Genomic DNA, 25,589 nt, shown 5'->3' with positions numbered 1-25,589 from the left:
GGTTTTGGAAAATACAATTCAAATGGGAGGGGAATTTTTCATTCTGAACATATTTTTATCCTGAACATATTTCATAGGTGCAATTTGTTTTTGAGGGGTGGAAATAGTGGAAGAAAATGATAGAAAACCACAAATACAAAGGGCGATAAATTCTAATTTGAAAATACCACCAGAACTTATTGGCCCGACTTTACCTCCAGTACCAACTGGAATGACAGGGATAACAGGAGTCACGGGATCAACAGGAGTAACAGGAAATACGGGAGCGACAGGTGCAACAGGGTCAACGGGAAGTACGGGAGCGACGGGAGTAACAGGAAGTACAGGAGTAACGGGGGCAACGGGAAGTACAGGGGAAACAGGAGTAAACGGAGAAACGGGAAGCACGGGAGCAACAGGAAGTACGGGAGCAACAGGGGGAACAGGAAGTAGGGGATCAACAGGAGTAACAGGGGAAACAGGATCAACGGGAAGTACAGGATCAACAGGGAGTACGGGAGTAACAGGAAGTACAGGAGCAACGGGGGCAACGGGAAGTACGGGAGTAACAGGAAGTACAGGAGTAACCGGAAGTACGGGAGTAACAGGAAGTACAGGAGTAACAGGAAGTACGGGAGCAACAGGAAGTACGGGAGAAACGGGAAGTACAGGAGCAACAGGAAGTACGGGAGAAACGGGATCAACAGGAAGTACAGGAGCGACAGGAAGTACAGGAGCGACAGGAAGTACGGGAGCAACAGGAAGTACGGGAGCAACCGGAGTAACAGGGGAAACGGGAGCAACCGGAAGTACGGGAGCGACAGGAAGTACGGGGGAAACGGGAAGTACAGGATCAACAGGAAGTACAGGAGCAACAGGAAGTACGGGAGCAACAGGAAGTACGGGAGTAACCGGAAGTACGGGAGTAACCGGAAGTACGGGAGCGACAGGAAGTACAGGAGCAACGGGAAGTACGGGAGCAACAGGAAGTACGGGAGCGACAGGAAGTACAGGAGCAACGGGAAGTACGGGAGCAACAGGAAGTACGGGAGCAACCGGAAGTACGGGAGTAACCGGAAGTACGGGAGCAACAGGAAGTACAGGGGAAACGGGAAGTACAGGATCAACAGGAAGTACAGGAGCAACCGGATCAACAGGAAGTACGGGAGCGACAGGAAGTACAGGAGCAACCGGAAGTACGGGAGAAACGGGATCAACAGGAAGTACAGGAGCAACCGGAAGTACAGGATCAACAGGAAGTACGGGATCAACAGGAAGTACGGGATCAACAGGAAGTACGGGAGCAACAGGAAGTACGGGAGTAACCGGAAGTACGGGAGCAACAGGAAGTACGGGAGTAACCGGAAGTACGGGAGCAACCGGAGAAACGGGAAGCACGGGAGCGACAGGAAGTACGGGAGCAACCGGAAGTACGGGAGCAACAGGAGTAACAGGGGAAACAGGAGCGACAGGAAGTACGGGAGCAACCGGAAGTACGGGAGCAACAGGAGTAACAGGGGAAACAGGAGCGACAGGAAGTACGGGAGCAACCGGAAGTACAGGAGCAACAGGAGTAACAGGGGAAACAGGAGCGACAGGAAGTACGGGAGCAACCGGAAGTACAGGAGCAACAGGAAGTACAGGAGCAACGGGAAGTACGGGAGCAACAGGAAGTACGGGAGCAACCGGAAGTACAGGAGTAACAGGGGAAACAGGAGCGACAGGAAGTACGGGAGCAACAGGAGCAACGGGAAGTACGGGAGCGACAGGAAGTACGGGAGCAACCGGAAGTACAGGAGCAACCGGAAGTACAGGAGCAACGGGAAGTACGGGAGCAACCGGAAGTACAGGAGCAGCGGGAAGTACGGGAGCAACCGGAAGTACAGGAGAAACGGGAAGTACGGGAGCAACCGGAAGTACAGGAGCAACGGGAAGTACGGGGACAACAGGAGTTAGTACGACGGCTACGTATGCTTTTGCCAATAATACATCTGGAACATCTATATCGGTTATTTTAGGGGGAACGAATATCCCTTTACCAAACAACCAAAATATTGGACCGGGAATTACGGTAAATGGTGCTAATACGGTATTTACAGTGGCAAATGCAGGTAATTACTATATTTCATATACGCTTAATATAACGGCTGCGCTATTAGTAAGTTCGCAAGTTATTGTTAATGGAACGGCTTTGTCCGGAACTATTAATTCTCCGGTGATAGCTACAACTAGTTTTAGTGCTACGGTTATTGCTAATATTCCAGCGGGAGCGACTGTGAGTTTACAGTTGTTTGGTGTGATTTCTATTACGACATTGTCAACGACTACGCCGGGAGCGGTATTAACAATTATTCGCTTAAGTTAATAAGAAAGGGAGCCTTGAAGCTTTTATGCTTCAAGGCTTTTTATTTGTTTGAGCAAAAACATCACGTTTCAAAAATATATTATAATAGAATGAGGAGAGGGATAAATTTGGCAGAAAGGGAGAGTGGCGATGCAGGAGAAGGTTAAAGATTTTTTCGGACGTCCACTTCAAGATTTGCGCATCTCTGTCATTGATCGTTGTAATTTACGGTGTACGTATTGTATGCCAGCGGAAGTGTTTGGTCCTGATTATGCTTTTTTGAAAGAGGAGTTTTTACTGACATTTGATGAAATCGAGCGATTAGCAAAAGTATTTGTTAGCATCGGTGTACGGAAAATTAGACTTACTGGCGGTGAGCCATTGCTCCGTAAGGATTTAACAAAACTTATCGAACGTCTCGTGAAAATTGACGGTTTAGTAGATATAGGATTAACGACAAATGCGATTCATTTAACGAAGCAAGCGAAGGCGTTAAAAGAAGCTGGGTTACACCGAGTAAATGTTAGTTTGGATGCGATAGATGATAATGTGTTCCGCGCAATTAATGGCCGGAATATGGATACGAAGCCAGTGTTAAAAGGAATTATGGCAGCGAAAGAAGCAGGCCTTGAAGTGAAGGTAAATATGGTTGTGAAAAAAGGGATGAACGATCATCAAGTACTTCCGGTTGCTGCGTATTTTAAAGAACAAGGAATTTCACTTAGATTTATTGAGTTTATGGATGTTGGCAGTACGAATGGATGGAATTTTGATCAAGTTATTACGAAACGAGAATTAATTGATATGATTCATGGGGTGTATCCAATTGAGCCAGCTGAAGCTCATTATTTTGGGGAGGTTGCGAAGCGGTATCGATACGTTGGAACAAATGTAGAGGTTGGTTTTATTACCTCTGTTTCTGAGTCATTTTGTTCTTCTTGTACGAGAGCAAGAATTTCAGCAGATGGAAAGTTTTATACTTGCCTGTTTGCGACAGAAGGAATGGATTTAAGGAAACTTCTTAGAGAAAATCTTTCAGATGATGATTTGTTAAATGTTATACAAGGTATATGGGGGAATAGAAAAGATAGATATTCAGATGAACGGACAGAAGAAAGCGCGAAAAATCGTCCGAAAATTGAAATGTCTTATATAGGAGGATAAGAAAGGGGGATGTCGTATGCAAGAGCGATATTCAAGACAAATGTTATTTTCTGGTGTTGGGGAAGAAGGGCAGCGGAAAATAAGAGAGAAGCACGTGCTCGTCATCGGTGCTGGTGCGCTCGGAGCAGCGAATGCAGAAGCGATTGTTAGAGCAGGTGTTGGAAAAATAACAATTGCTGATCGTGATTATGTAGAATGGAGTAATTTACAAAGGCAACAATTATATACAGAAGAAGATGCAACGCATTATAAGCCGAAAGCGATAGCAGCAGCAGAACATTTGAAGGCAATTAATTCCGAAGTAGAAATTGTACCGGTTGTGACTGATGTAACAGTGCAAGAAATGGAAGAGTTAATTAAAGGTGTAGATTTAATATTAGATGCGACGGATAATTTTGAAACGCGCCTTCTTATTAATGATATATCCCAGATGTATAACGTTCCGTGGATATACGGAGGGTGTGTTGGAAGCTACGGAGTAACTTATACAATCTTGCCAGGAAAAACGCCGTGTTTTCGATGTTTAATGGAACATCCGGCGAGCGGAGCGACATGTGATACGGCCGGTATTATACAGCCAGCAGTGCAATTAGTAGTTGCACATCAAATAACGGAGGCCCTGAAAATATTAGTAGAAGATTTTGAGGCACTTCGTGAAACGATGCTATCATTTGATCTTTGGAATAATCAACAGATGGCATTTAAAGTGAATAGGCAGAAAAAGGATACATGTTTATCTTGTGGAAAATTACGTACATATCCGAGTTTAACATTTGAAGCACAAACGAAAACAGAAGTATTATGTGGGCGAAATACAGTTCAAATCCGTCCAGGTGTGCGTCAGGGTTTTAATTTAGAAGAAATTAAAAAGCGCTTACAAAAAAGTGTGGATGTAAAAGCAACGCCGTATTTATTATCATTTCCTGTGGAAGAATATCGTTTTGTTTTATTTACAGATGGCAGGGCGTTTATTCATGGTACGAATGATATGAATGTTGCGAAACGACTATATGCAAGATATATAGGTTGAACCTAAAGGGAAATCCTTTAGGTTCAAATGGAAAAGGTAGGATTAAGAATTTCTAATATAATCTCCATTTTTTCCACCCGTTTTTTCAAGTAAGTACGTTTCGCCAATAATCATACCCTTATCAACGGCTTTACACATGTCATATACAGTAAGAGCGGTAGCGGAAGCAGCTGTTAAAGCTTCCATCTCAACGCCGGTACTACCTTCTGTTTTAACTTTTACTTCAATAAGTAGTCGATATTGTTCTTCTGACTGTTTCCAATCGAAAGAGACGTCAACACCTTTTAATAATAAAGGATGGCACATTGGGATAATATCAGAAGTACGTTTTGCAGCCATAATACCTGCGATTTGTGCGACGGCTAATACGTCACCTTTACCAATTTCATTGTGAGAGATTTTATCAAAAATTTCTTTCGTAACGAGAATGCTAGAGCATGCTATTGCTGTTCGAACGGTTATTTTTTTGTCACTTATATCAACCATTTTAGCGCGTCCTTGGTCGTTGAAATGTGTGAATGAAGACATGGAATTCCTCCTTGAAGTAATTGCGATTTAATATATAAAGTGTAATCGAGATTAGATATTTTGCAAATATGAGGTGAGAAACAATGGTAGAAAAACGAATCCCGATTCAAGTTGCTGAGGCAGTAGAGCGGGTTATGAAGTACGCTAAGCATGGTGAAGTAGAAGAAGTTTCTATTACAGAAAGTTACGGGAGGGTTCTTGGGGAGGATGTTGTCTCAGATCACGACGTTCCTCACTTTGATCGTTCTCCTTACGATGGTTTCGCAATTCGAGCAGAAGATACGAAGGAAGCGAGTCAAGAGCAGCCGGTTGAATTTGAAGTAATAGGAGGGATCGGAGCAGGATCTGTTTTTACAGAAGAAGTAGGAGCTTTTCAGGCGGTTCGTATTATGACAGGAGCAGCTATTCCAAAAGGTTGCAATGCAGTCGTAATGCTAGAGTTGACGGAAGGATTCGAGAAGAACAAAAGTACATATATGAAGTTAAAACGTTCTTTCCAAAACGGTGACAATGTGTCATTTAAAGGGGAAGATATAAAACAAAATCAAGTCCTTGTTAAGAAAGGTGTTGTAATCAATCCAGGTGTTGCCGCGCTATTAGCGACGTTTGGATATAGCACTGTGAAAGTTGTAAAACAGCCTGTTGTCGGTATTGTAACGACAGGAAGCGAATTACTAGAAGTGCATGAGGCGTTAGAGCCAGGGAAAATTAGAAATAGTAACTCTTATATGATTGCCGCTCAAATTATGAAAGCTGGCGGGAAAGTGCGTTACTATGGACAACTTGCCGATGAGTTAGATGCATGTTTTACAGCCGTTAAATCAGCGATGGATGAGGTTGATATTTTAATTACAACGGGCGGTGTTTCAGTAGGAGATTACGACTATTTACCAGCTATTTATGAAAGGTTACAGGCGAATGTACTCTTTAATAAAATAGCGATGAGGCCAGGGAGTGTAACGACAGTAGCTGAAGTTGATGGAAAGCTACTCTTCGGTTTATCAGGTAATCCATCAGCTTGTTATGTAGGTTTCGAATTATTTGTGCATCCAATTATGAAAACGTATTTGCATGCGAAAGAGCCTCACATATATAGGGCAGACGCTATTTTGCAAAAAGATTTTCCGAAACCAAATCCGTTTACTCGTTTTGTAAGAGCGAAAGCGAGCATTGTTAATGGGGCACTACAAGTGGCGCCAGTCGGTTTAGATAAATCGAGTGCAGTCTCTTCACTTGCGGATGCAAATGCTTTTATCGTGCTGCCTGGAGGAACGAGAGGATTTGAAGCAGGAATGAAAGTGTCTATATTATTGTTAGAATGCTCTGAGGGAAGTGATTGGCCGTGGGCAAAGCCTCTTCAATCTTACAAATAGTAGGATATCAAAATAGCGGGAAAACAACGCTTGTAGAGAAAATGGTACATGCATTAGCTGAAAGAGAAATGAAGGTTGCTACAATTAAACATCATGGTCACGGGGGCTTTCCTGAAGTAGCGCAAAAAGATAGTGAAAGACACCGAAAAGCTGGTGCTGTAGTAAGTAGTGTAGAAGGCGCTGGATTACTATCTCTGTCCTCACTGCGAGATGAATGGTCCTTGCAAGAAATTATCCGCTTGTACGAATTTTTTGAAGTGGATACGATTTTAATAGAGGGCTATAAAGCTGAGGGATATCCCAAAATAGTGTTACTTCGTTCTGCGGAAGACGCTGAACTTTTACATAAAGTAGAAAATATAGCGGCGGTTATTACGTGGTATGATGCTCCGTCAAATGTACGAGAAGAATATAAAGTATTTCATATAACAGAAGAAAAATTGTATATAGACTGGTTTTTACAAACGGCTAGGGGTGCAAAATGATAAATACGTATTATGAAGTAATTGATACAGAAATCTCGATTGAAGAGGTGACAAAGAAAGTAGTTCGCCGTGAATGTGGTGCTGTCACAACATTTATCGGAACAGTTAGGGAGTTTACGAAAGGGCGTCGTACACTATACTTAGAGTATGTAGCTTATAAGACGATGGCAGAAAAGATGCTACAGAAAATTGGGTCAGAAGTGAAGGAGAAGTGGCCCGGTACACATGTTGCGATTACGCATCGCATCGGCACGCTGCAAATTTCTGATATAGCGGTTGTTGTTGCTGTATCAACGCCTCATCGCAAAGAGGCTTATGAAGCGAATGAATATATTATGGAGCGTATTAAGCAAATTGTTCCGATTTGGAAAAAGGAGTTTTGGGAAGATGGTGACTCATGGATTGGTGACCAATTAGAAAAAACACCATATCCAGCAGGAGAGCCTGGGAAGGAGTTATAAATATGATTCGAGTATTGTTATTTGCGAACTTGCAAGAAGAAGCAGGGACGAGTGAATTACAAATAGAGAAAGAAAATATTACGGTAGCAGAGTTAAAAGAAATTGTTGCGAAAGAATATAATGTACCAGTGTCAGCGCCAATTATGGTTGCGATTAATGAAGAGTACGCAAATGAAGATGATACGATACAATCCGGTGATGTAGTTGCACTAATACCACCAGTGAGTGGTGGTTAATATTGGATTTTTGCTATAAAAAACGACTTTCCTACATAGGGAAAGTCGTTTTTTTATGGCGTTTTGGAGAATACTATCTTATAGGAAAAGGAGGAAGTTATGAAAAAGATATGTGTAATGATTTCAATGATATGTTCTGTTTTTTTCTTTTCTCCAAGCAATTCTTTGGCAAAAGAATCGACGGAACAGCTTTTAGAAAGTGCGTTACTGAATCGATATTACTCGGTTATAAGGCAAGTGACAGAAGATCAACATGAATGTGAATCCGTTACAAACATAAAGCGTCTAGGCAAGAAAGATGAGTTCATTCCTAGATTTGAAGTGACGCTACAATTTCTTACGTTTCAGGGTGCACATAATCCGCCGAATGATAAAGTTACACTTACTTTGGAAGATAATTTAGATCACGTAAAGATAAAGAAAGTGGAGCGAGAAAAGAATGTTTCTGGTGCTATTGTAGAAAAGATTTGTGCACGGAAAAACGAAAAAATAAAAGCTCATTCTAATGATTTAGAGCGGTAACCTATGACATTTTGTAGAGAAAGGTAATGAGCGATGGATATACTTTTAGCGATTTTACCAGCTATATTTTGGGGGAGTATTGTGCTATTTAACGTGAAACTGGGCGGGGGACCGTATAGTCAAACGCTCGGTACAACGTTCGGTGCACTTATCTTCTCAATTGTTGTTTATATTTTTACGAAGCCGGTATTAACTCCGACCGTTATTGGAGTTGGAATTGTATCCGGCTTATTTTGGGCACTTGGTCAAGCGAATCAATTAAAAAGTATTGATTTAATGGGTGTTTCCAGAACGATGCCGATTTCAACAGGGCTTCAATTAGTCGCGACAACATTATTTGGGGTTATCGTGTTTCATGAATGGTCAACGACGATATCGGTCGTCCTTGGAGTTTTGGCGCTCGTTTGTATTATTATCGGGGTTATTTTAACATCGCTTCAAAGTAAAGAAGAGAAGAGTGCAGAGCAAGCAGGGAATTTCAAAAAAGGAATTATTATTTTATTAATTTCAACAGTCGGTTATTTAGTTTACGTAGTAGTTATTAGGCTATTTAACGTAGATGGCTGGTCGGCTTTATTACCACAAGCAGTTGGTATGGTGTTAGGAGGCATTTTACTTACGTTTAAACATCATCCATTTAATAAATATGCGATACGAAATATTATTCCAGGATTAATTTGGGCAGCTGGGAATATGTTTTTATTCATTTCGCAGCCAAGAGTCGGGGTCGCAACAAGCTTTTCCCTTTCACAAATGGGAATTATTATTTCGACGCTTGGCGGGATTCTTATATTAGGTGAAAGAAAAACGAAACGCCAATTAACAGGGATTGTTGTTGGAATCGTTTTTATTATCGCAGCCGGAATTATGTTAGGGATTGCAAAAAGTTAAAGGGGGTATTGAAATGTATAGCGATTTAGAAGGAAAAGTTGTAGTTATTACGGGATCAGCGACTGGTCTCGGAAGAGCGATGGGAGTACGATTTGCTAAAGAGAAGGCGAAAGTTGTTATTAACTATCGCTCACGAGAGTCAGAAGCAAATGATGTGTTAGAAGAAATTAAAAAGGTGGGCGGAGAAGCGATTGCTGTAAAAGGTGATGTAACGATTGAATCAGATGTTGCGAATCTCATTCAATCTGCTGTGAAAGAGTTTGGTACGCTCGACGTTATGATTAATAATGCAGGAATAGAAAACGCCGTACCGTCGCATGAAATGCCGTTAGAAGATTGGAATAAAGTAATCAATACAAATTTAACAGGCGCATTTTTAGGAAGTCGTGAAGCGATTAAATATTTTGTGGAACACGACATTAAAGGATCTGTCATTAATATGTCTAGTGTTCATGAGAAAATTCCGTGGCCACTATTCGTGCACTATGCAGCAAGTAAGGGCGGTATTAAACTTATGACAGAAACGTTAGCGTTAGAATATGCGCCAAAAGGTATTCGAGTAAATAATATTGGACCAGGTGCAATTAATACGCCAATCAATGCTGAAAAGTTTGCTGATCCTAAAAAGCGTGCTGACGTAGAAAGTATGATACCGATGGGCTACATTGGAAATCCTGAAGAAATCGCAGCAGTAGCAACTTGGCTCGCTTCATCAGAGGCGAGTTACGTAACTGGAATTACGTTATTTGCAGATGGTGGAATGACTTTATACCCATCGTTTCAAGCGGGGCGTGGGTAATGTGAAAGGCCAAAGAGATTTAACTCTTTAGCCTTTTTTACGCAAAAAAAAATAGCGGTTGGCTATTTTTAAAATTAATGATTGATTGTATCTTGAAGAAATTCTGTTGCTTGATGTTCTGAAACATTCTGTACAAGTGCAACTTCACTAATAACCATTTTACGCGCATTATCTAGCATTTGTTTTTCGCTCGCATTTAATGCTCTTTCTTTATTGCGACGAAGTAAATCACGAACAACTTCTGCACTATCTTGAAGATTGCCGTTCTTCATTTTTTCCATATTCATTGTATATCTTTGTTTCCAAGAGAGTGATGGGTCTGATTCCCCATGATGAAATTCAAGAAGTATACCATCTAACGTACCTTTATCGACGATATAACGTATACCTGATTTTTGTAATTGATTCATCGGAAGCATTACTTGCATATCTTTACTAATGATGCGTATAACACAATATTGACGCGTAGTGCCTAATATTTCTTTCTCTTCAATTGCTTCGATGATTCCTGCACCGTGCATTGGATAAACGATTTTATCACCAATTTGAAACAAATCATCCACCTCCATATGTGGTAACCACTTTTAATGATAACATACAAGGATAAAAATGTCAAATTTTATATAATATCACATCTGATATGCTGTAGTCAATATATAAAAGTCATTTTTTTTTATTTGTTTTTTTGCTCTTATAAGTTGAATAAATAGGGGGGATTTTTTAGAAAAACAGTATAGGCGCAGAAAGAAGGCATATCCACTTATTTTTAAGCATAAAATATAAAATCGCTAATACAATATACCTAAATCCGTTCTTTGCAAGGGAGGGAGAGAAGGTGGGGCGTACAATTAGAATTGATATTACAAATAAAGTTGTAGCTAAATTTAGGCAAGATTATTTAGAATTATATACGAGTAAGTTTATGATAGGTAAGTTTTATGTCTATACTGAAGATAAACAATATGTGCTAGAAGACGGATATATATATGAAGATGGAAAGTTTTATCGCATCATAGATACGCACCGTGGCAATAAACAAGCGGCGGAGGGCTGCGATCTAGGATGGTGTTAACATGATTCGTGTGAAAGTGTTTGATGAAAGTCATGAAAAAGACTTAGAAGACGCTGTAAATGTATTTTTGAAAAAAATTGATGATGGAAATTTTGTAGATATAAAGTATCAAGTTGGTGTTTCAATTAACGATGATGAAAATCAAATTTATTGTTTTTCAGCGATGATTGTTTATAAAACATAAAAAAGAGCTGGGGAGCCAGCTCTTTTTTATGTTTTATGTTGGGACAACGTGTGTCGGTAAAATATTCATAATAGATTGTGTTGCGCCTGTTTTCTTTGCCGTTAAAAGAATTTCTCCTGTTTCATGCTCCTGAGCATCAGTGCACATACCGAGGTGATAACGATCACCTAAAAATGGATCAATATAAAAACCATTTTTGAATACTTTATCATTCGGATGTTTTTCATGGTGAATTTCAGAACAGTTAATGCAATAGAACATAGCTTTCATCTCCTTTTTATTTTGTTAAAAAAAGTGAGTGGGTAGTCATTTCACTTCTAAGGAAATATTGAGGAGAAGAGAAATAACTACCTACCCAAATGGCGGGCACACTCCTTCTAGTTTTTCATATCTCGCGTATTGCCTCAGAGGGAAGGAGGAGAGACGAAGTACAGATGAGATACGTTAGGCGCTTCTCTCAATATGAGTGATGGAGTTTCATGTTGAGGGAATTTTCTATTTTTCATTGCCTTTGTGAGTATATTATGAAGGAATGGTGAGAGGGTGTTTGTCCTGTTGAAAAAATGTTGAGAATTTCTCAACAGTGAAAAGAATCGTCGTTGACATGAAACTAAAAGGTGTTATATTATTTAAATACAACCAAAAGGTGTTATGTTTTAATGCCGAATAAAGGAGATATAAAATGAACCAACAAAATACATTAAACGATATTAAACAAACAATCGTTTTTAACGCGTCTATTCAAAAAGTATGGAATGTAGTATCAACTGCAGAAGGAATTGCGTCATGGTTTATGCCAAATGATTTCGAATTAGAGGTAGGACATGAGTTTCATGTGCAATCACCTTTTGGACCATCACCATGTAAAGTGTTAGAGATTGATGAACCAAATCATTTATCTTTCTCATGGGATACAGATGGTTGGATTGTTTCATTCATTTTGAAAGACTTAGGAGATAAAACAGAATTCACGTTAATTCACGGCGGCTGGAAACATCCTGATGAAATTCTTCCGAAAGCGAATGCGAAGAGCTCTATTATTCGCGATAGAATGAGTGGTGGCTGGGTAGCGATTGTAAATGAAAAACTGAAAAAGGTTGTCGAAGATTAAATGTCCTCATCAGCAGCGAAATATGATGTGTTTCAAGCAATTGCTGATCCAACCCGCCGAGAAGTATTACGGTTATTAAGTGATAAAGAGTTACCAATTTCAAAAATAACAGATCATTTTCCGATGAGCCGTACTGCAGTTGTAAAGCATCTTCATATTCTTTCAGAAGCGAATTTAGTGAGTGGAAGAAAAAGTGGAAGAGAAAAGATATACCGTTTGCATCCAGAACCATTAGAGGAATTACAGCAGTGGCTCTCGTATTATGAACGATTTTGGGATAATAAATTGTCCATGCTTAAACATATTGTGGAGAATGAAGAGTAGATTTTATGCAAAGAGGATGACCAAAATGGTCATCCTCTTTTTATTGTTCACTTGTTTGCTTAGCTGGCTTTAATAGGATCCAAGCGATAATTAATGTGAATACTGCTAATACGAAAGTGCTCATATAAATGACGTGTACACTTGCTGCTAATGCGTCTTGAGACTCGGTTGCTACGTTTGCTGTAGCTCCTCCATGTCCGCCAGAAGAAACAAGATCAAGGTTTTTAATGCCACGTGCATGAATCATCGTATTGAAGATTGTTCCGAAGATTGCAGCGCCTAGTGTTTGACTAAATGTATTAATAAATGTGTTTAAACCAACTGCCGTTCCGCGCGTATGGGTCGGTACAGCTGCTTGAATTGTTACCATGTAAATTGGTGTAACAAGCCCCATTCCTAAGCCGAATAATCCGACTGCAACATAAATAAGGAATGATGGTGAATCTGTTGATAATGTAAATAATAAGAAAGTAGCAACTGATAAAATGCTAGCTCCAAGTAAAATAATTTGTTTCGTTTGTAACTTGCCAACTAAGTTACCAGAGAACATAGCACCGAATGTCCACATAACAGGAATCGGCATTAAAATGAGTCCAGCTTCTGTCGCATTTTTTCCTAAAACACCTTGGCTCCAAATTGGAAGATACACTGTAATACTAATAATCATTGCGCCAGCAATAAGTGTTAGTATGTTTATTGTAGACAATGTACGGTTAGAGAAAAGTGCTAGCGGAATTAATGGTTCCGGAGATTTTTTCTCGATGTATAAGAAAATAATGAATGAAACAGCGGCAAAGATTAATAGGCCGATAATTGAAATGTCTCCCCAGTTTTGCTTACTGCTACCTGTTAATAATGCGTATAGTAAAGCAATTGTACTTAATGAGAAGACTGTCGCACCAAGATAGTCGATATGTTGCTTAGCGGCGGACTTAACAGATTCCTTATAAGAAGTGGCAAACATTAAGCAAGCGATAATTCCAAAAGGAACGTTTAAGAAGAAAATATAGCGCCAAGAAAGAGAATCAACTAAAAATCCACCTACTAACGGCCCAATAACACCAGATACACCCCAAACGGCACTCATCCAGCCCTGTGCTTTCGCGCGGTCTTTCGCTTCGCTATATAGGTCTCCAATAATCGTCATTGTGATCGGCATAACAGCACCAGCCCCTATACCTTGAAGAGCACGGAAGAAGATTAATTGTTCCATTGATGTAACGACTCCGCAAAGTGCAGAACCGATTAAGAAGATTGTTGCTCCGATGAGCAGAACTTTTTTACGGCCGAATAAATCAGCAAGTTTTCCGTATATTGGAGTCGAAACAGCTGTTGCAAGCATATAGATTGCATATACCCAACTAACAAGTTCGACGCCTGACAAATCACTCGTTATACGAGGGATTGCTGTACTAACAATCGTTCCTTCTACCGCAGAAAGAAACGTCATTAGCATTAAAGACATCATGACTTTTTTTCTCATTTGTTTTCCCCTTACCCTTTTTCGAATATTCAACAATATAAAATATAAAGGTACTAAGGTATATAAAGCAACAAAAAAGCAATGGGAAGTTAGGAGGAAGGGATATTTTTGAAGAAACGGTCGATATATTTAAAGTATCGCCGATATAATTTCGTGTACTGCTTTGCTATTCCAACATACTAAAAAAAGAAACAGGAGTCCCTGTTTCTTTTTTTAATATTGCATTTTCGCATTTTGTCCAGCTGTTGTTCCGGCAATTCGGCCAGTAACAAGGGCAGATGTAATGTTATAGCCGCCAGTATAACCGTGAATATCAAGAACTTCTCCGCAGAAGTATAAACCATTCGTGAATTTCGAAGCCATTTCTTTCGGATTAATTTCTTTAACGGATACCCCTCCGCCAGTAACGAATGCTTTTTCAATTGACTGCGTACCATTTACGTTCACAGTAAATTCTTTAAGGTCTTTCACAAGTGCACGAATCTTCTCGTGAGAAACTTGTCCAGCTTGTTCGCTACCGTCAATTTCATTTTTTTCTAATAAGAATAGGAAGTAACGTTCAGGAACATAGCCTTTTAAAACGTTTTTAATTCCTTTTTTCGGATCTTCTTTCATTTGTTTCAGCATGCGCTGGAACAGTTGCTCACTATTTTCTTCTGGCAATGCATCGATACTCATGTGCACTGTGTTCGTTTTAAACTTTTTCAGCGCTTTCACAACGAATTGGCTACAGCGAAGAGCAGCAGGACCAGATAGGCCGAAGTGAGTGAAAAGCATGTCCATTTTATGAGAAATGATAACTTTTCCTTTCGGGTTCAATACACTTAAGTTTACATCTCGTAAAGCAAGACCTTGTAATGTGCGGTCACGAATAAACGGTTCGTTTGAAAGAATTGGTACTTCTGTTGGGAAAAGTTCTGTAATTGTATGCCCAGCTTTTTCAGCCCAAGCGTATCCGTCTCCAGTAGAACCAGTTTGAGGAACAGATTTTCCGCCAACAGCGATAACGACGTGATTCGTTTCTAACACTTCACCTGTTTGCAGAATAACAGCCTTCGTTTGACCGCTTTCATATTCAATCGTTTCAACAGGCGTATTCGTACGTATTTTCACACCTAAGTCTTTTAATCGTGTTAACAGTGCATCTACAACAGATTGCGCTTTATTTGATACTGGGAACATGCGGCCATGATCCTCTTCTTTCAGTTGTACACCGAGATTTTCGAAGAATGTAATAATATCTTCATTACTGAAAATAGAAAAAGCACTGTATAAGAAGCGACCATTTCCAGGTATATGTTTAACGATTTCATCAAGTGGTAGACGGTTCGTTACGTTACAACGACCACCACCAGAAATCGCAAGTTTACGTCCTAGTTTATTTCCTTTATCAAGAAGTAAGACGCTTGCGCCTTCTTCAGCAGCACCGATTGCAGCCATTAGTCCTGAAGGACCGCCGCCGATGACAATAACATCATAATGCATAATATATCGACCTCATTTTCTACATTTCCTGCCTAAAAGAATAGCATGTTTTCTCTTAAAAGAAAAATAGAGTGAAGTACTGCTTAAGAGGAGAATTGTGGTACAATACAAAAGTTAGAGTTCAGTACTATCCCTGATTTGTGGGCAATAAGACTACGATCTCCAGCTTTAGCAGAAGGGGAGAGGGGTCACTTGCTCGTAAATGCTCGAATGGTTCAACTAATAATCAGTAGGAGTGGAATCTCCCGCTAGTTATAGTTTCACTTTATGTAAATGTAGGAGGATTTTTGTATGTCCGATTCAAAATTTCTGCGCGGAACGCTTATTGTGACGTTAGGGACATTTTTAGTAAAGTTCTTAGGCATGATTTACGTCTTTCCATTTCATGCATTAGTAGGCACAGAAGGCGGAACGCTCTATACATATGGATACATTCCATATACGATATTTTTAAGTATTGCAACGGCAGGGGTGCCGCTTGCTGTTTCGAAGTTTGTTTCCAAATATAATGCACTTGGAGATTATAAAACGAGCCGGAGAATGTTCCGCTCGGGAATGGTTATGATGATAGTAACAGGAGTTCTTTCCTTCTTAGTGCTGTACATGACCGCACCATTATTTGCAGAAGCAATGCTTGGTAAACAAAGTTTACAAAATAAGATAGAAGAAGTTACGATGATTATTCGCCTCGTAAGTTTTGCGCTTATTGTTGTACCGGCAGCAAGTTTGATTCGTGGTTATTTCCAAGGCCACCAATCGATGGGACCGACTACGGTTTCACAAATTATTGAGCAAATTATTCGTATCGTCTTTTTATTAGCGGGTAGTTTCATCGTTATTAAAGTACTTGGCGGTACAGTAGCAACGGCAGTTGGGGTTGCGACATTCGCTGCGTTTGTTTCAGCAGTTGGAGCACTTGGCGTATTAATTTGGTACTGGCTAAAACGTAAAAAATATTTGGACCAATATTTAATTGAGCAAACTGTACCAGAATCGACGGTAAGTACCGCTCAATTGTTTAAAGAGTTGTTTGCATATGCAATTCCTTACGTTGTAATTGGATTAACAATTCCTTTATATCAACAAATTGATACATTGACATTTAACTCTATTATGCAGGCGATTGGTCAAGGAGATATCGCAGAGCGAGCACTCGGTATTTTCACGATGTGGACGCATAAATTAATTATGATTCCAGTATCACTTGCAACAGCGTTTAGTTTAACGCTCGTGCCAGCGATTACAAAGTCGTTTACTGAAAAGCAATACCGTTATTTGAAATTACAAATTACGCAAACATTCCAGGCGAATATGTTTTTAACATTGCCAGCAGTTATCGGTATTTCTACACTTGCATATCCGATTTACACTGCTTTCTACGATTCAGACCCACTAGGTGGACAAGTATTAATGTGGTATGCGCCAGTTGCATTGTTATTCGCTTTATTCACAGTGACAGCAGCTATTCTGCAAGGGATTAACCAGCAGAAACATGCGGTTATTGCGCTTGTGATGGGTGTTATTTTGAAATTTGTATGTAACGTAATCTTTATTCGTTATTTCGGTACAGTTGGGGCGATTCTGGCTACTGCAGTCGGCTTCTTAGCTTCCGTATGGTATACGAATAGACAAATCAAAAAACACACAAACTATTCATTTGGTGTTGTATATAAGAGAACATTCCAAATTGCAGTCTTAACACTTGTAATGGTTATTTCTGTAAAACTATCACAATGGCTTCTATCCTTCATGATTTCGCCTGATGGCCGTATTGGTGCTCTTATTACAGTTGCGATTTGTGCAGGTATTGGTGGCCTTGTTTACGGATTATTAGCGATTCGCACAGGAGTACTAGAAAGAGTATTTGGCGGAGAAGCTTTAGAGAAAATCCAGCGTAAACTTGGTAGTAGATTCAAAATAAAGTTGAAATCAAAAGGGGCGTAAATACGTCCCCTTTTCTATGATAAATAAAGAAGGTGAAGAACATGAGATTAGATAAATTATTAGCGAATATGGGACACGGAAGTAGAAAAGAAGTAAAGAAATTACTGAAAGACGGCGTTGTGAAAATTGATGGAACGCCAGTGAAAGATGCGAAGTTTCATGTGAATGTAGAAGAGCAAGAGGTTATGATTCACGGTGAAGTTGTGGAATATAAAGAGTTTGTTTATTTAATGATGCATAAACCACAAGGTGTTATTTCAGCGACAGAAGATGATAACCACGAAACAGTAATAGATTTATTAGAATTAGAAGATGCGATTTTCGATCCATTCCCTGTTGGAAGGCTCGATATTGATACAGAAGGTTTCTTATTAATCACAAATGATGGAAAGTTAACGCATCAACTATTATCTCCGAAAAAGCATGTGCCGAAAAAATATTATGCACACATTTCAGGCGTTGTAACGGAAGAGGATGTAATAGAATTCGCTAAAGGTGTTATTTTAGAAGATGGCTATGAAACGAAGCCAGGCGAACTTACAATTTTAAAAAGTGATGATATTTCCGAAATTGAGCTTGTTATTACAGAAGGTAAATTCCATCAAGTGAAGCGTATGTTTGAAGCGGTAGGGAAAAAAGTTGTTTACTTAAAGAGAACAGAAATGGGACCTTTAGTATTAGATGAAGAATTAGAGCTTGGACAGTATCGTGAACTAACAGATGAAGAAGTAGAAATGTTAAAGTCGTATCAAGTAGATAACGAAAAGTAACGCCAATTTCAAAGCATAGAAAAGACCCCTTTCTAATGAGATAGAAAGGGGTATGTATTTATTTTACATACAATTGTTTTTTTGTTATGAGGTCATTCTCACTTTCTTTCCTGTCGTTGTCCACTTGCCGCGGCAAGGGCTATACACGAGTTCATTAAACTGCAACACATTTAGATCACGTTGTATCGTTCGTGGTGTGATCCCGAACTCATCTACAAGGTCTTTCGTCGTTACCGTACCGTTTTCATTGATGTACATATAAATTGACTTAATGCGTGTTAGCATACGAGTAGTTGTAGGTTTCAAGAGAAAACCACTCCTCTACTAGTTTTTTTGACCCCATTCAGGAAAGAAGGTCGTTACTACCATTGTACTCTACATGATAAAATTCATGCTTTAATCTACTTAAATTTTACAAAAGTTTAACAAATATTCATATAGAAAAATATTGGTAGTTGACATTGTATATTTGGTCAGTCAACTAACTCATAAATTTCTACGTAAAACGCCAAATTCCTGCAAATTTTTTTGAGAAAATAAAAGAAAAACTAATAAGAAATATCTGAAATATTACAATTGTTTGTTATTAGGTTTTCGTGTATGGCATAAGAGATTTTCGTTTGCTATGATGAAAGAGAGAATATAAAAGAAGGATGGATGCGTGATGTCAACGATTAATTGGACAGAAGAAGTTACAAAACGAAAAGATGATTTAATTCGTGATACACAACAATTTTTACAAATTAAAAGTGTATGGGAAGAAGAATCTGCGAAAGAGGGCGCACCATTCGGTGAAGGTGTAGAAAAAGCCTTATCTTTCATGTTACATAAAGGATACGCAGAAGGTTTCGCTTCTAAAAATTTAGAAGGATATGCAGGTCATCTTGAAATGGGACAAGGAGAAGAGTTAGTAGGTATTCTTTGTCACGTTGATGTTGTACCAGAAGGAGATGGCTGGACAACTCCTGCGTATAGTGCGGATATTCGCGACGGGAAGATTTTTGCACGCGGTGCAATTGATGATAAAGGGCCGACGATGGCAGCTTATTATGCGATGAAAATCGTTAAAGAATTAGGCTTACCTCTTTCAAAACGTGTTCGTATGATTTTAGGAACAGATGAGGAAAGTAATTGGAAGTGTGTAGATCATTATTTTAAAAATGAAGAAATGCCAACAATCGGTTTTGCGCCGGATGCAGATTTTCCAATTATTAATGCGGAAAAAGGAATTTCTGACATACAAGTTGTGCAAAGTGGTGGCGAAGAGAAAGAAGGCACATTTAAGCTTATTTCATTTGAGTCAGGTCGTCGTTTAAATATGGTTCCTGATTTTGCAGAAGCAGTTATTACAGGAGAAGATGTAAATGCACTTACAGGAGCATATGAAGAGTATTTACAAACTGCTAAAAAAATAGGTAAAGTAATTGTAGAAGGAAATACGGTGAAGTTGCAAATCAAAGGGATTTCAGCTCACGGATCTACTCCGGAAAAGGGAGAAAATGCGGGTTTATTATTGGCAAACTTCTTAACGAAAGTTTCTCTTGATGGAAAAGGGGCTTCATTTGCATCGTTTGTAACAGAAACATTTACAGGTGATATTATTGGAGAAAAAGCTGGTATTTCTTATAAAGACGATATTAGCGGGCCGTTAACAGTGAATGTTGGTCGCCTGTCTTACTCGCAAGAAAACGGTGGTAATTTAGGATTAAATGTACGCTATCCAGTTACAACTAACTTTGAAGAAACGATTGCAAAGTTAAAAGAATATGTTGGTACTCATGGATTTGAAGTAGCGGATTATTCTAACTCTCGCCCGCATCACGTTGACAAAGATCATACGTTAATTCGTACTTTGCAACGCGTATATGAAGAACAAACTGGTGAAAAAGCTGAATTGTTAGCAATTGGCGGTGGTACGTATGCTCGTTCATTGAAAGCTGGCGTTGCATTTGGTCCGTTATTCCCAGGAAAAGAAGAACTTGCGCATCAAAAAGATGAGTACATTGAAATTGAAGATTTATTAAAAGCAACAGCAATTTATGCTCAGGCGATTCATGAATTAGCAAAATAATGAGAGGCCGTCCCAAAAGGTTTTTTGGGACGGTTTTCTATTAAGAATAGGTTGCTTGTATTGTCGTATTTTGTTGTTAAGTCGATATTTCTTGTCGAAACGTCGATATATTTCAATTTGCGTCGACATAATTTCATTTACTATTGCGATCTTAACTTAATAAGAAAATAAATCTATTCAAAGGTTAGACTTTTGGGACGGTTCGCTTCTTTTTAGCTGAATGAGATAAGAAAGAAAAGCAACAATAACAAGAAGGAGACGATGCACATGGAGCCGCATTATTTTGTCGCAATCACTTTACCAAGTCATATAAAAGAATTGTTGTCTAATTATAAAGAGGAAATGAAGGATGAATTACCATTTCGCTCGTGGGTACATGAGGAAGACTATCATATTACACTTTCCTTTTTAGGAAGTGCGGCGCAGGAACAATTAGAAGGAATAAAGAATGGATTACAAACACTTACAGAAACAAAAGAACTATCGTTCACGTTACAAGGATTTTCTACGTTTGGCCTAGAAGAAGAGCCGCGTATTTTTTGGGCGAAGGTAAGTGAGAATCACGACTTGTTTCAGTTGCAAAAACAAGTGCATACAATTTGTGAAGAAAATGGCTTCTCTCTAGAGACACGTCCTTATCATCCACATATTACTGTTGCTCGTAAATGGGTAGGAGAAGAAAAGTTTGATTTGGAAAATATAAAAGAAGTGCCTGAAATATCATTTCAAGCGGATACGATTACTTTATACGAATCTCACGTGAAGGAAACGCCGAAATATAAATCGATTGCTGAAATAAAACTACAAAAATAGAATGTATGAAAACGTTTTTTATACAGGTGAATATACTATAGGGATTAATGTGTTACTGTATAGAGCTTCGCTGATAAGAAAAGCCTTATCATTTGCAGCTCGTTTCATTTTAATTTTGAGAATGATGGTGATTTTTTATGTTGAAAGTAAAACGTCCATTTGATGCCTATTTAGATGAAATGAATAAAATTACAATTTTGCTCCCGCATGCGTATGGAACAAGCCGGACATTTCGTTTACAAGAAGGAAGCAATGTGAAAGAGTTACCGATTGTTCATACTATTGCTCTTCCAGATGCAACGAAGTATGAATGTTTTATAGAAGAGCCGCTAGATGTGGGGAAGTATTATACAGTACGGGATGAACGGAATGAAGAAACAGATTTACAAATAGGCGCTGTGATTCGAACAGTAGTTTTCGATGAAAAATATTATTATGAAGGTACCGACTTAGGTGCTGTGTATAAAAAAGAAGAAACAATATTTAAAGTATGGGCTCCGACTGCAAGGCTTGCGAAAGTACGGATTTATAAAAGTGATAAAGAATATATTGATTATGAAATGTACAGAGAAGAAAACGGAGTGTGGATTCATACATTACAAGGTGATCATGATGGAGCACGATATACATTCCTTGTTTGTATTAATTTAATATGGAACGAAGCGGTTGACCCTTATGCAAAGTCTGCGACGATAAATGGAAAATACGGCGTTGTTATCGATTTGGAAAAAACGAATGTGACAAAACGAGTAGAATTATCACCATTACAGTCAATGACAGATGCCATATTGTATGAACTGCATATTCGTGACGCTACTATTCATCCAAACAGTGGAGTGAATAAAAAGGGAACATATAAAGGATTGATGGAAGAGGAGACAACGGGACGAAATGGGACGTTAACGGGATTGTCTCATATAAAAGATTTAGGTGTTACACATGTTGAACTATTGCCTTTATTTTGTTTCGGTGGCATAGATGAGGCGAATCCTTCCTCCGCATATAATTGGGGTTACAATCCATTATATTACAATGCGCCAACAGGATTTTATGCTACAAACCTTTCTGACCCGTATAACAGCATATCAGAGTGTAAACAGCTTATTGAAACATTTCATGCGCAGGGCATCCGAGTTGTTGTAGATGTTGTGTATAACCACGTATTTGAAAGAGAAACATCGTCATTTGAAAAATTGGTTCCTGGATATTATTTCCGACACGGTAAGGATGGCATGCCGTCTAATGGGACGGGAGTTGGAAATGATATAGCATCTGAACGGAAAATGATGAGGAAATTTATTATAGAATCTGTTTTATATTGGCTTACTGAATACAATGTTGATGGATTCCGATTTGATTTAATGGGAATTTTAGATGTTGAAACGATGAATGCGTTAGAAAAAAAAGTGCGAAAAATAAAGCAGGATGCGCTGTTACTAGGTGAAGGATGGGATTTACAAACACCGCTTCCTCTTGAAGAGAAAGCGACGTTAAATAATGCGAATAAAATGCCATGTATCGCACAGTTTAATGATCAATTTCGTGATGGAATAAAAGGAAGTACTTTTAATATAAATAAACGTGGCTTTGCATTTGGTGGGCATGTAGACTGTAATCATTTGCAGTATATAGTAGCTGGTAGCCTTTTAAGTATGAAAGAAACAGGATTGTTCCTAGAGCCAGTACAAAGCATCAACTATGTAGAATGTCATGACAATATGACGATGTGGGATAAACTAGTGCAAAGTAATCCAGAATCAGAAGAAATTCTGAAAAGGCGTCATCGTTTAGCAACTGCAATGGTTATTCTTTCACAAGGGATTCCTTTCTTACATGCGGGGCAAGAGTTTTATCGTACGAAGCAAGGAAATGAAAACAGTTATAATGCAAATGATGAAATCAATCGATTAGATTGGGATCAAAAAGAAAAAGAGATGGAGACAGTTAACTATATAAAAGGTTTAATTGCGATTCGGAAGGAGCATGGGGCATTCCGGTTAAAAAGCGCTGACCTTATAAAAAAGCATATAACTTTTTTGCAAACATCAAAAGAAGCACTTGCATACCATTTGCGAAATGTAGAATCTTTCGGACCATGGAAAGAGATTGTTGTGCTATTCAATAGCGGTTTGCAAAATGAAATAGTTCAGCTCCCAAAAGAAGAAACGTGGCATGTACTAGTAAACGAAAAGCAAGCAAAAACACAGCCAATTTCTTCATTTAGAGGAAAGGAACTTCAATTGGCTCCAACTAGCACGTATATATTGACGATAATGTGACAAATCGCTACTTGACGATGAGAATGTAATAAATGTAGAATTGACAAAGGTGACGATTTTGATAAGTTGTCATTCTATGAGTGATTTTGTAAAATAAACTAGAAGAACAGGTGATTTGTCCTGTTTTCGGCGTATGCCAAGTTTTTTCATTCAAATACAGTAAAATATATGAATCCACAACATGTGTAGAAATGTTGCGGTTTTTCTTTTCATAACTATAAAAGATAAGGATTTGTTAACGGGTAATGAATATGGAATGGTTGGAACAATTATTAGGAAAAGAGTGGAGTCTTATACCGGCTGGTGGAGTAACGGGCGATGCATATATTGCGCAAAACGGACAACAAAAGTTATTTTTAAAGCGGAATACATCGCCCTTTTTAGCGGTATTGTCAGCAGAAGGAATTGTTCCAAAATTACTTTGGACAAGAAGGGTAACGAACGGTGATGTAATTTCTGCTCAAAAATGGCTTCCGGGACAGAAGTTAGAGCAAGAGGATATGAAACTAGAACGTGTTGCAAAACTTTTGAAGAAAATACACTCCTCTAAAGCGCTTGTGCAGATGATTCAAAGGTTAGGAAAGCAGCCGCTTCATGCGCAAGAGTTATTACAACAATTACAGCTCGTTTTAAGAGGAGATATAAGAGTTGATGAAACAATTCAGCAAGGTCTTCAATATTTAACTGAGTCATTAAAAGATATTGAGTACGATGAATTCGTTGTATGCCATTGTGATGTAAACCATAACAATTGGATATTGTCGGATGAAGACGAATTGTTTTTAATTGATTGGGATGGAGCTGTTATTGCTGACCCAGCTTTAGATCTTGGTATGTTATTATATTGGTATGTTCCGCGCCATGAATGGAGTGAGTGGCTCGGATATTATGAGGTTGAACTAGATGAATCATTGCTTAGGCGTATGAGATGGTATGTGATAGCACAAACGATTTTATCTATTCAATGGCACACAACAAAAAAGCAGCAAGCAGAAGCTGAATATTGGCATCAATATTTACAGCAACTACTTGCTTCAGAGTAATACTTAAGAAAAATTGTCCATTCCAGCAATCCACTGAGTAAGTTGTTCTTGATTATTGGAAATATGGTTGTCCAAATTAGAGGAAGATTTACCCGATTGACTATAATAATATACATCGTTTAGCATTGCTTTAGCGTCACTACTTATACTATCGTTTGCGAGTAACGATTGAATGAGGCGCTCTAATTGCTCGCATTCAGAAACTGTCCCGCAGCAATCACTTTGATGATTGATTAAAATATCTTTTAACACTTCTAATTGATGCTGTTGATTAATTGGCATGAACGGATCATCCTTTCGAGTGTTTTTCTCGCTCTGGAAATGTAAGAGAAAAAGCTGTTTCGTCATGGAATGTTTAATGCTTTATGTAGTTTTTATCAAAATGGTACATCTTATACTTGAAAGAAACGGACCGAGTGCTCGTACGTACTTGGTTTTTTGTTTGATAGATTGATTAAAACAGAAAGAAGGAATTTTTCCTTTAAAATAGTTTTGTAAAGAGAGGGAGACATCTATGCGTTTAAGACATAAGCCTTATGCAATGGATCGAATTAATGAGTATTCACATATCGTAATTGGGAACCCAGAGGAGCGCGCTGGTAACTGGAAAGAAGTATTTGGGAATGAACAGCCAATTCATATTGAAGTAGGTACAGGACGTGGCCGCTTTATGTATGATATGGCAAAAGCAAATCCGCATATAAACTATATTGGAATTGAAAAATTCACAAGTGTTGTTGTGGATGCACTTGATAAATTAATTGAAGAAGAAGTACCGAACTTAAAGTTAATTAATAAAGATGCTGAAGATTTAACAGTTTTCTTTGCGAAAGGTGAAATTGACCGCGTTTATTTAAACTTCTCAGATCCATGGCCAAAGAATCGTCATATAAAGCGTCGTTTAACGTATAAAACATTTTTACGTAATTATGAAGAAGTGTTAGTAGAGGGCGGAGAAATTCACTTCAAAACTGATAACCAAGGCTTATTTGAATACTCTATTATGAGTATGGCTGAGTATGGTATGTTATTAACTTACCTTAGCTTAGATCTTCATAACAGTGATTTTGAAGGGAATATTATGACAGAATATGAAGAGAAATTCTCTAGTAAAGGTCATCGTATTTACCGTGTTGAAGCAAAATATCGTACGGAGCCTATGCAGTAATGTATAGGTTTTTTATATGTAAAATAATCA

At 38.7% G+C, this 25,589-nt stretch carries 28 protein-coding genes; 21 read left to right on the top strand and 7 right to left on the bottom strand.

Going from position 1 to position 25,589, the window contains the following annotated elements:
- The first annotated feature begins 106 nt into the window (after positions 1-106).
- From FT637_RS05670 to FT637_RS05660, 3 genes are all read left to right on the top strand, one after another.
- Positions 107-2,344: a BclA C-terminal domain-containing protein gene (locus tag FT637_RS05670; RefSeq protein ID WP_193645453.1), complete on the top strand. Its 2,238-nt coding sequence runs from the start codon at positions 107-109 to the stop codon at positions 2,342-2,344.
- A gap of 129 nt (positions 2,345-2,473) precedes the next feature.
- Positions 2,474-3,487, top strand: coding sequence for a GTP 3',8-cyclase MoaA (gene moaA / locus FT637_RS05665; RefSeq protein WP_193645452.1), 1,014 nt, complete (start codon positions 2,474-2,476; stop codon positions 3,485-3,487).
- A gap of 16 nt (positions 3,488-3,503) precedes the next feature.
- A complete protein-coding gene (locus FT637_RS05660) occupies positions 3,504-4,517 on the top strand; it encodes a molybdopterin-synthase adenylyltransferase MoeB (protein WP_193645451.1) in 1,014 nt (337 codons plus the stop codon).
- Between the two features lie 42 nt (positions 4,518-4,559).
- On the opposite strand, the gene moaC is transcribed toward FT637_RS05660, so the two are convergent.
- The gene (moaC, locus tag FT637_RS05655) at positions 4,560-5,045 is read right to left on the bottom strand and encodes a cyclic pyranopterin monophosphate synthase MoaC (RefSeq protein WP_002112363.1); all 486 of its coding nucleotides are present in this window, start codon (positions 5,043-5,045) and stop codon (positions 4,560-4,562) included.
- 83 nt (positions 5,046-5,128) lie between these two features.
- Between moaC and glp the strand changes: the two genes are divergently transcribed.
- The 7 genes from glp (at position 5,129) to FT637_RS05620 (ending at position 9,812) form a co-directional block, all read left to right on the top strand.
- Complete coding sequence (glp, locus tag FT637_RS05650) at positions 5,129-6,418, top strand: gephyrin-like molybdotransferase Glp (protein ID WP_193645450.1); 1,290 nt, start codon at positions 5,129-5,131, stop codon at positions 6,416-6,418.
- On the top strand, positions 6,382-6,903 hold the full coding sequence (gene mobB, locus FT637_RS05645) for a molybdopterin-guanine dinucleotide biosynthesis protein B (RefSeq protein ID WP_193645449.1): 522 nt from the start codon (positions 6,382-6,384) through the stop codon (positions 6,901-6,903). Before glp ends, mobB begins: the two co-directional genes overlap by 37 nt.
- Positions 6,900-7,364, top strand: a complete 465-nt coding sequence (moaE, locus tag FT637_RS05640; protein ID WP_002129479.1) for a molybdopterin synthase catalytic subunit MoaE — start codon at positions 6,900-6,902, stop codon at positions 7,362-7,364. The genes mobB and moaE overlap by 4 nt, the downstream gene beginning before the upstream one ends.
- Before the next feature lie 2 nt (positions 7,365-7,366).
- Positions 7,367-7,600 carry a molybdopterin converting factor subunit 1 gene (gene moaD, locus FT637_RS05635; protein ID WP_098990111.1) on the top strand — a complete coding sequence of 78 codons (234 nt, stop codon included), beginning with the start codon at positions 7,367-7,369 and terminating at the stop codon, positions 7,598-7,600.
- A 99-nt stretch (positions 7,601-7,699) separates the two neighbouring features.
- A complete protein-coding gene (locus FT637_RS05630; protein WP_193645448.1) occupies positions 7,700-8,122 on the top strand; it encodes a DUF3888 domain-containing protein in 423 nt (140 codons plus the stop codon).
- 33 nt (positions 8,123-8,155) lie between these two features.
- Positions 8,156-9,013: a glucose uptake protein GlcU gene (gene glcU, locus FT637_RS05625; protein ID WP_193645447.1), complete on the top strand. Its 858-nt coding sequence runs from the start codon at positions 8,156-8,158 to the stop codon at positions 9,011-9,013.
- A 13-nt stretch (positions 9,014-9,026) separates the two neighbouring features.
- Positions 9,027-9,812 (top strand): glucose 1-dehydrogenase, encoded by a 786-nt coding sequence (locus FT637_RS05620; protein ID WP_193645446.1) that lies wholly within the window; start codon positions 9,027-9,029, stop codon positions 9,810-9,812.
- Between the two features lie 74 nt (positions 9,813-9,886).
- Here FT637_RS05620 and FT637_RS05615 read toward each other — a convergent pair whose 3' ends face one another.
- A complete protein-coding gene (locus FT637_RS05615; RefSeq protein ID WP_087947353.1) occupies positions 9,887-10,381 on the bottom strand; it encodes a CarD family transcriptional regulator in 495 nt (164 codons plus the stop codon).
- Between the two features lie 266 nt (positions 10,382-10,647).
- Here FT637_RS05615 and FT637_RS05610 point away from each other — a divergent pair, with 266 nt between their 5' ends.
- Entirely contained in the window at positions 10,648-10,884 is a 237-nt protein-coding gene (locus tag FT637_RS05610; protein ID WP_002089059.1) for a DUF2553 family protein, read from the top strand.
- Between the two features lies 1 nt (position 10,885).
- The gene (locus tag FT637_RS05605; RefSeq protein ID WP_098542874.1) at positions 10,886-11,068 is read left to right on the top strand and encodes a sporulation protein Cse60; all 183 of its coding nucleotides are present in this window, start codon (positions 10,886-10,888) and stop codon (positions 11,066-11,068) included.
- A 33-nt stretch (positions 11,069-11,101) separates the two neighbouring features.
- On the opposite strand, the gene FT637_RS05600 is transcribed toward FT637_RS05605, so the two are convergent.
- On the bottom strand, positions 11,102-11,329 hold the full coding sequence (locus tag FT637_RS05600) for a DUF3973 domain-containing protein (protein ID WP_000498999.1): 228 nt from the start codon (positions 11,327-11,329) through the stop codon (positions 11,102-11,104).
- Positions 11,330-11,750: 421 nt separating this feature from the next.
- On the opposite strand from FT637_RS05600, the gene FT637_RS05595 reads away from it, so the two are divergent.
- Together FT637_RS05595 and FT637_RS05590 are read left to right on the top strand one after the other, a co-directional pair.
- The gene (locus FT637_RS05595) at positions 11,751-12,179 is read left to right on the top strand and encodes an SRPBCC family protein (protein WP_193645445.1); all 429 of its coding nucleotides are present in this window, start codon (positions 11,751-11,753) and stop codon (positions 12,177-12,179) included.
- Positions 12,180-12,503: an ArsR/SmtB family transcription factor gene (locus FT637_RS05590; RefSeq protein ID WP_002138687.1), complete on the top strand. Its 324-nt coding sequence runs from the start codon at positions 12,180-12,182 to the stop codon at positions 12,501-12,503.
- A 40-nt stretch (positions 12,504-12,543) separates the two neighbouring features.
- Here FT637_RS05590 and FT637_RS05585 read toward each other — a convergent pair whose 3' ends face one another.
- Together FT637_RS05585 and FT637_RS05580 are read right to left on the bottom strand one after the other, a co-directional pair.
- Positions 12,544-13,986, bottom strand: coding sequence for an MDR family MFS transporter (locus FT637_RS05585; protein WP_193645444.1), 1,443 nt, complete (start codon positions 13,984-13,986; stop codon positions 12,544-12,546).
- Positions 13,987-14,199: 213 nt separating this feature from the next.
- On the bottom strand, positions 14,200-15,471 hold the full coding sequence (locus tag FT637_RS05580; protein WP_193645443.1) for an NAD(P)/FAD-dependent oxidoreductase: 1,272 nt from the start codon (positions 15,469-15,471) through the stop codon (positions 14,200-14,202).
- A gap of 291 nt (positions 15,472-15,762) precedes the next feature.
- Between FT637_RS05580 and FT637_RS05575 the strand changes: the two genes are divergently transcribed.
- Positions 15,763-17,415, top strand: coding sequence for an oligosaccharide flippase family protein (locus FT637_RS05575; RefSeq protein WP_193645442.1), 1,653 nt, complete (start codon positions 15,763-15,765; stop codon positions 17,413-17,415).
- Positions 17,416-17,456: 41 nt separating this feature from the next.
- Entirely contained in the window at positions 17,457-18,185 is a 729-nt protein-coding gene (locus tag FT637_RS05570; RefSeq protein WP_193645441.1) for a pseudouridine synthase, read from the top strand.
- A gap of 84 nt (positions 18,186-18,269) precedes the next feature.
- Here the strand turns inward: FT637_RS05570 and FT637_RS05565 are convergent, their stop codons facing one another.
- On the bottom strand, positions 18,270-18,491 hold the full coding sequence (locus FT637_RS05565; RefSeq protein ID WP_000805512.1) for a DeoR family transcriptional regulator: 222 nt from the start codon (positions 18,489-18,491) through the stop codon (positions 18,270-18,272).
- A 358-nt stretch (positions 18,492-18,849) separates the two neighbouring features.
- On the opposite strand from FT637_RS05565, the gene pepV reads away from it, so the two are divergent.
- From pepV to FT637_RS05545, 4 genes are all read left to right on the top strand, one after another.
- The gene (gene pepV / locus FT637_RS05560; RefSeq protein ID WP_193645440.1) at positions 18,850-20,256 is read left to right on the top strand and encodes a dipeptidase PepV; all 1,407 of its coding nucleotides are present in this window, start codon (positions 18,850-18,852) and stop codon (positions 20,254-20,256) included.
- A gap of 267 nt (positions 20,257-20,523) precedes the next feature.
- Positions 20,524-21,069 (top strand): RNA 2',3'-cyclic phosphodiesterase, encoded by a 546-nt coding sequence (gene thpR, locus FT637_RS05555; RefSeq protein ID WP_193645439.1) that lies wholly within the window; start codon positions 20,524-20,526, stop codon positions 21,067-21,069.
- A 137-nt stretch (positions 21,070-21,206) separates the two neighbouring features.
- Positions 21,207-23,348, top strand: coding sequence for a type I pullulanase (pulA, locus tag FT637_RS05550; RefSeq protein ID WP_227493670.1), 2,142 nt, complete (start codon positions 21,207-21,209; stop codon positions 23,346-23,348).
- A 245-nt stretch (positions 23,349-23,593) separates the two neighbouring features.
- Positions 23,594-24,391, top strand: coding sequence for a phosphotransferase (locus FT637_RS05545; protein ID WP_193645438.1), 798 nt, complete (start codon positions 23,594-23,596; stop codon positions 24,389-24,391).
- 3 nt (positions 24,392-24,394) lie between these two features.
- Here FT637_RS05545 and FT637_RS05540 read toward each other — a convergent pair whose 3' ends face one another.
- A complete protein-coding gene (locus FT637_RS05540; protein ID WP_193645437.1) occupies positions 24,395-24,673 on the bottom strand; it encodes a YtzH-like family protein in 279 nt (92 codons plus the stop codon).
- 232 nt (positions 24,674-24,905) lie between these two features.
- On the opposite strand from FT637_RS05540, the gene trmB reads away from it, so the two are divergent.
- Positions 24,906-25,559 (top strand): tRNA (guanosine(46)-N7)-methyltransferase TrmB, encoded by a 654-nt coding sequence (gene trmB / locus FT637_RS05535; protein WP_193645436.1) that lies wholly within the window; start codon positions 24,906-24,908, stop codon positions 25,557-25,559.
- The last annotated feature ends 30 nt before the right edge of the window (positions 25,560-25,589 follow it).

This window comes from Bacillus cereus, from assembly GCF_015071065.1.
Lineage (GTDB): Bacteria > Bacillota > Bacilli > Bacillales > Bacillaceae_G > Bacillus_A > Bacillus_A cereus_BA.
Note: the sequence above shows the minus strand (reverse complement) of the source record. Positions and strands in the feature narration are given on the sequence as shown.

Bases quoted from the DNA above. Each gene is read 5' to 3' on its own strand.
- moaA (WP_193645452.1), top strand. From the start codon at position 2,474: ATGCAGGAGAAGGTTAAAGATTTTTTCGGACGTCCACTTCAAGATTTG.
- FT637_RS05660 (WP_193645451.1), top strand. From the start codon at position 3,504: ATGCAAGAGCGATATTCAAGACAAATGTTATTTTCTGGTGTTGGGGAA.
- moaC (WP_002112363.1), bottom strand. From the start codon at position 5,045: ATGTCTTCATTCACACATTTCAACGACCAAGGACGCGCTAAAATGGTT.
- glp (WP_193645450.1), top strand. From the start codon at position 5,129: ATGGTAGAAAAACGAATCCCGATTCAAGTTGCTGAGGCAGTAGAGCGG.
- moaE (WP_002129479.1), top strand. From the start codon at position 6,900: ATGATAAATACGTATTATGAAGTAATTGATACAGAAATCTCGATTGAA.
- moaD (WP_098990111.1), top strand. From the start codon at position 7,367: ATGATTCGAGTATTGTTATTTGCGAACTTGCAAGAAGAAGCAGGGACG.
- FT637_RS05630 (WP_193645448.1), top strand. From the start codon at position 7,700: ATGAAAAAGATATGTGTAATGATTTCAATGATATGTTCTGTTTTTTTC.
- glcU (WP_193645447.1), top strand. From the start codon at position 8,156: ATGGATATACTTTTAGCGATTTTACCAGCTATATTTTGGGGGAGTATT.
- FT637_RS05620 (WP_193645446.1), top strand. From the start codon at position 9,027: ATGTATAGCGATTTAGAAGGAAAAGTTGTAGTTATTACGGGATCAGCG.
- FT637_RS05615 (WP_087947353.1), bottom strand. From the start codon at position 10,381: ATGGAGGTGGATGATTTGTTTCAAATTGGTGATAAAATCGTTTATCCA.
- FT637_RS05605 (WP_098542874.1), top strand. From the start codon at position 10,886: ATGATTCGTGTGAAAGTGTTTGATGAAAGTCATGAAAAAGACTTAGAA.
- FT637_RS05600 (WP_000498999.1), bottom strand. From the start codon at position 11,329: ATGTTCTATTGCATTAACTGTTCTGAAATTCACCATGAAAAACATCCG.
- FT637_RS05595 (WP_193645445.1), top strand. From the start codon at position 11,751: ATGAACCAACAAAATACATTAAACGATATTAAACAAACAATCGTTTTT.
- FT637_RS05590 (WP_002138687.1), top strand. From the start codon at position 12,180: ATGTCCTCATCAGCAGCGAAATATGATGTGTTTCAAGCAATTGCTGAT.
- FT637_RS05585 (WP_193645444.1), bottom strand. From the start codon at position 13,986: ATGAGAAAAAAAGTCATGATGTCTTTAATGCTAATGACGTTTCTTTCT.
- FT637_RS05580 (WP_193645443.1), bottom strand. From the start codon at position 15,471: ATGCATTATGATGTTATTGTCATCGGCGGCGGTCCTTCAGGACTAATG.
- FT637_RS05575 (WP_193645442.1), top strand. From the start codon at position 15,763: ATGTCCGATTCAAAATTTCTGCGCGGAACGCTTATTGTGACGTTAGGG.
- FT637_RS05570 (WP_193645441.1), top strand. From the start codon at position 17,457: ATGAGATTAGATAAATTATTAGCGAATATGGGACACGGAAGTAGAAAA.
- pepV (WP_193645440.1), top strand. From the start codon at position 18,850: ATGTCAACGATTAATTGGACAGAAGAAGTTACAAAACGAAAAGATGAT.
- thpR (WP_193645439.1), top strand. From the start codon at position 20,524: ATGGAGCCGCATTATTTTGTCGCAATCACTTTACCAAGTCATATAAAA.
- pulA (WP_227493670.1), top strand. From the start codon at position 21,207: ATGTTGAAAGTAAAACGTCCATTTGATGCCTATTTAGATGAAATGAAT.
- FT637_RS05545 (WP_193645438.1), top strand. From the start codon at position 23,594: ATGAATATGGAATGGTTGGAACAATTATTAGGAAAAGAGTGGAGTCTT.
- FT637_RS05540 (WP_193645437.1), bottom strand. From the start codon at position 24,673: ATGCCAATTAATCAACAGCATCAATTAGAAGTGTTAAAAGATATTTTA.
- trmB (WP_193645436.1), top strand. From the start codon at position 24,906: ATGCGTTTAAGACATAAGCCTTATGCAATGGATCGAATTAATGAGTAT.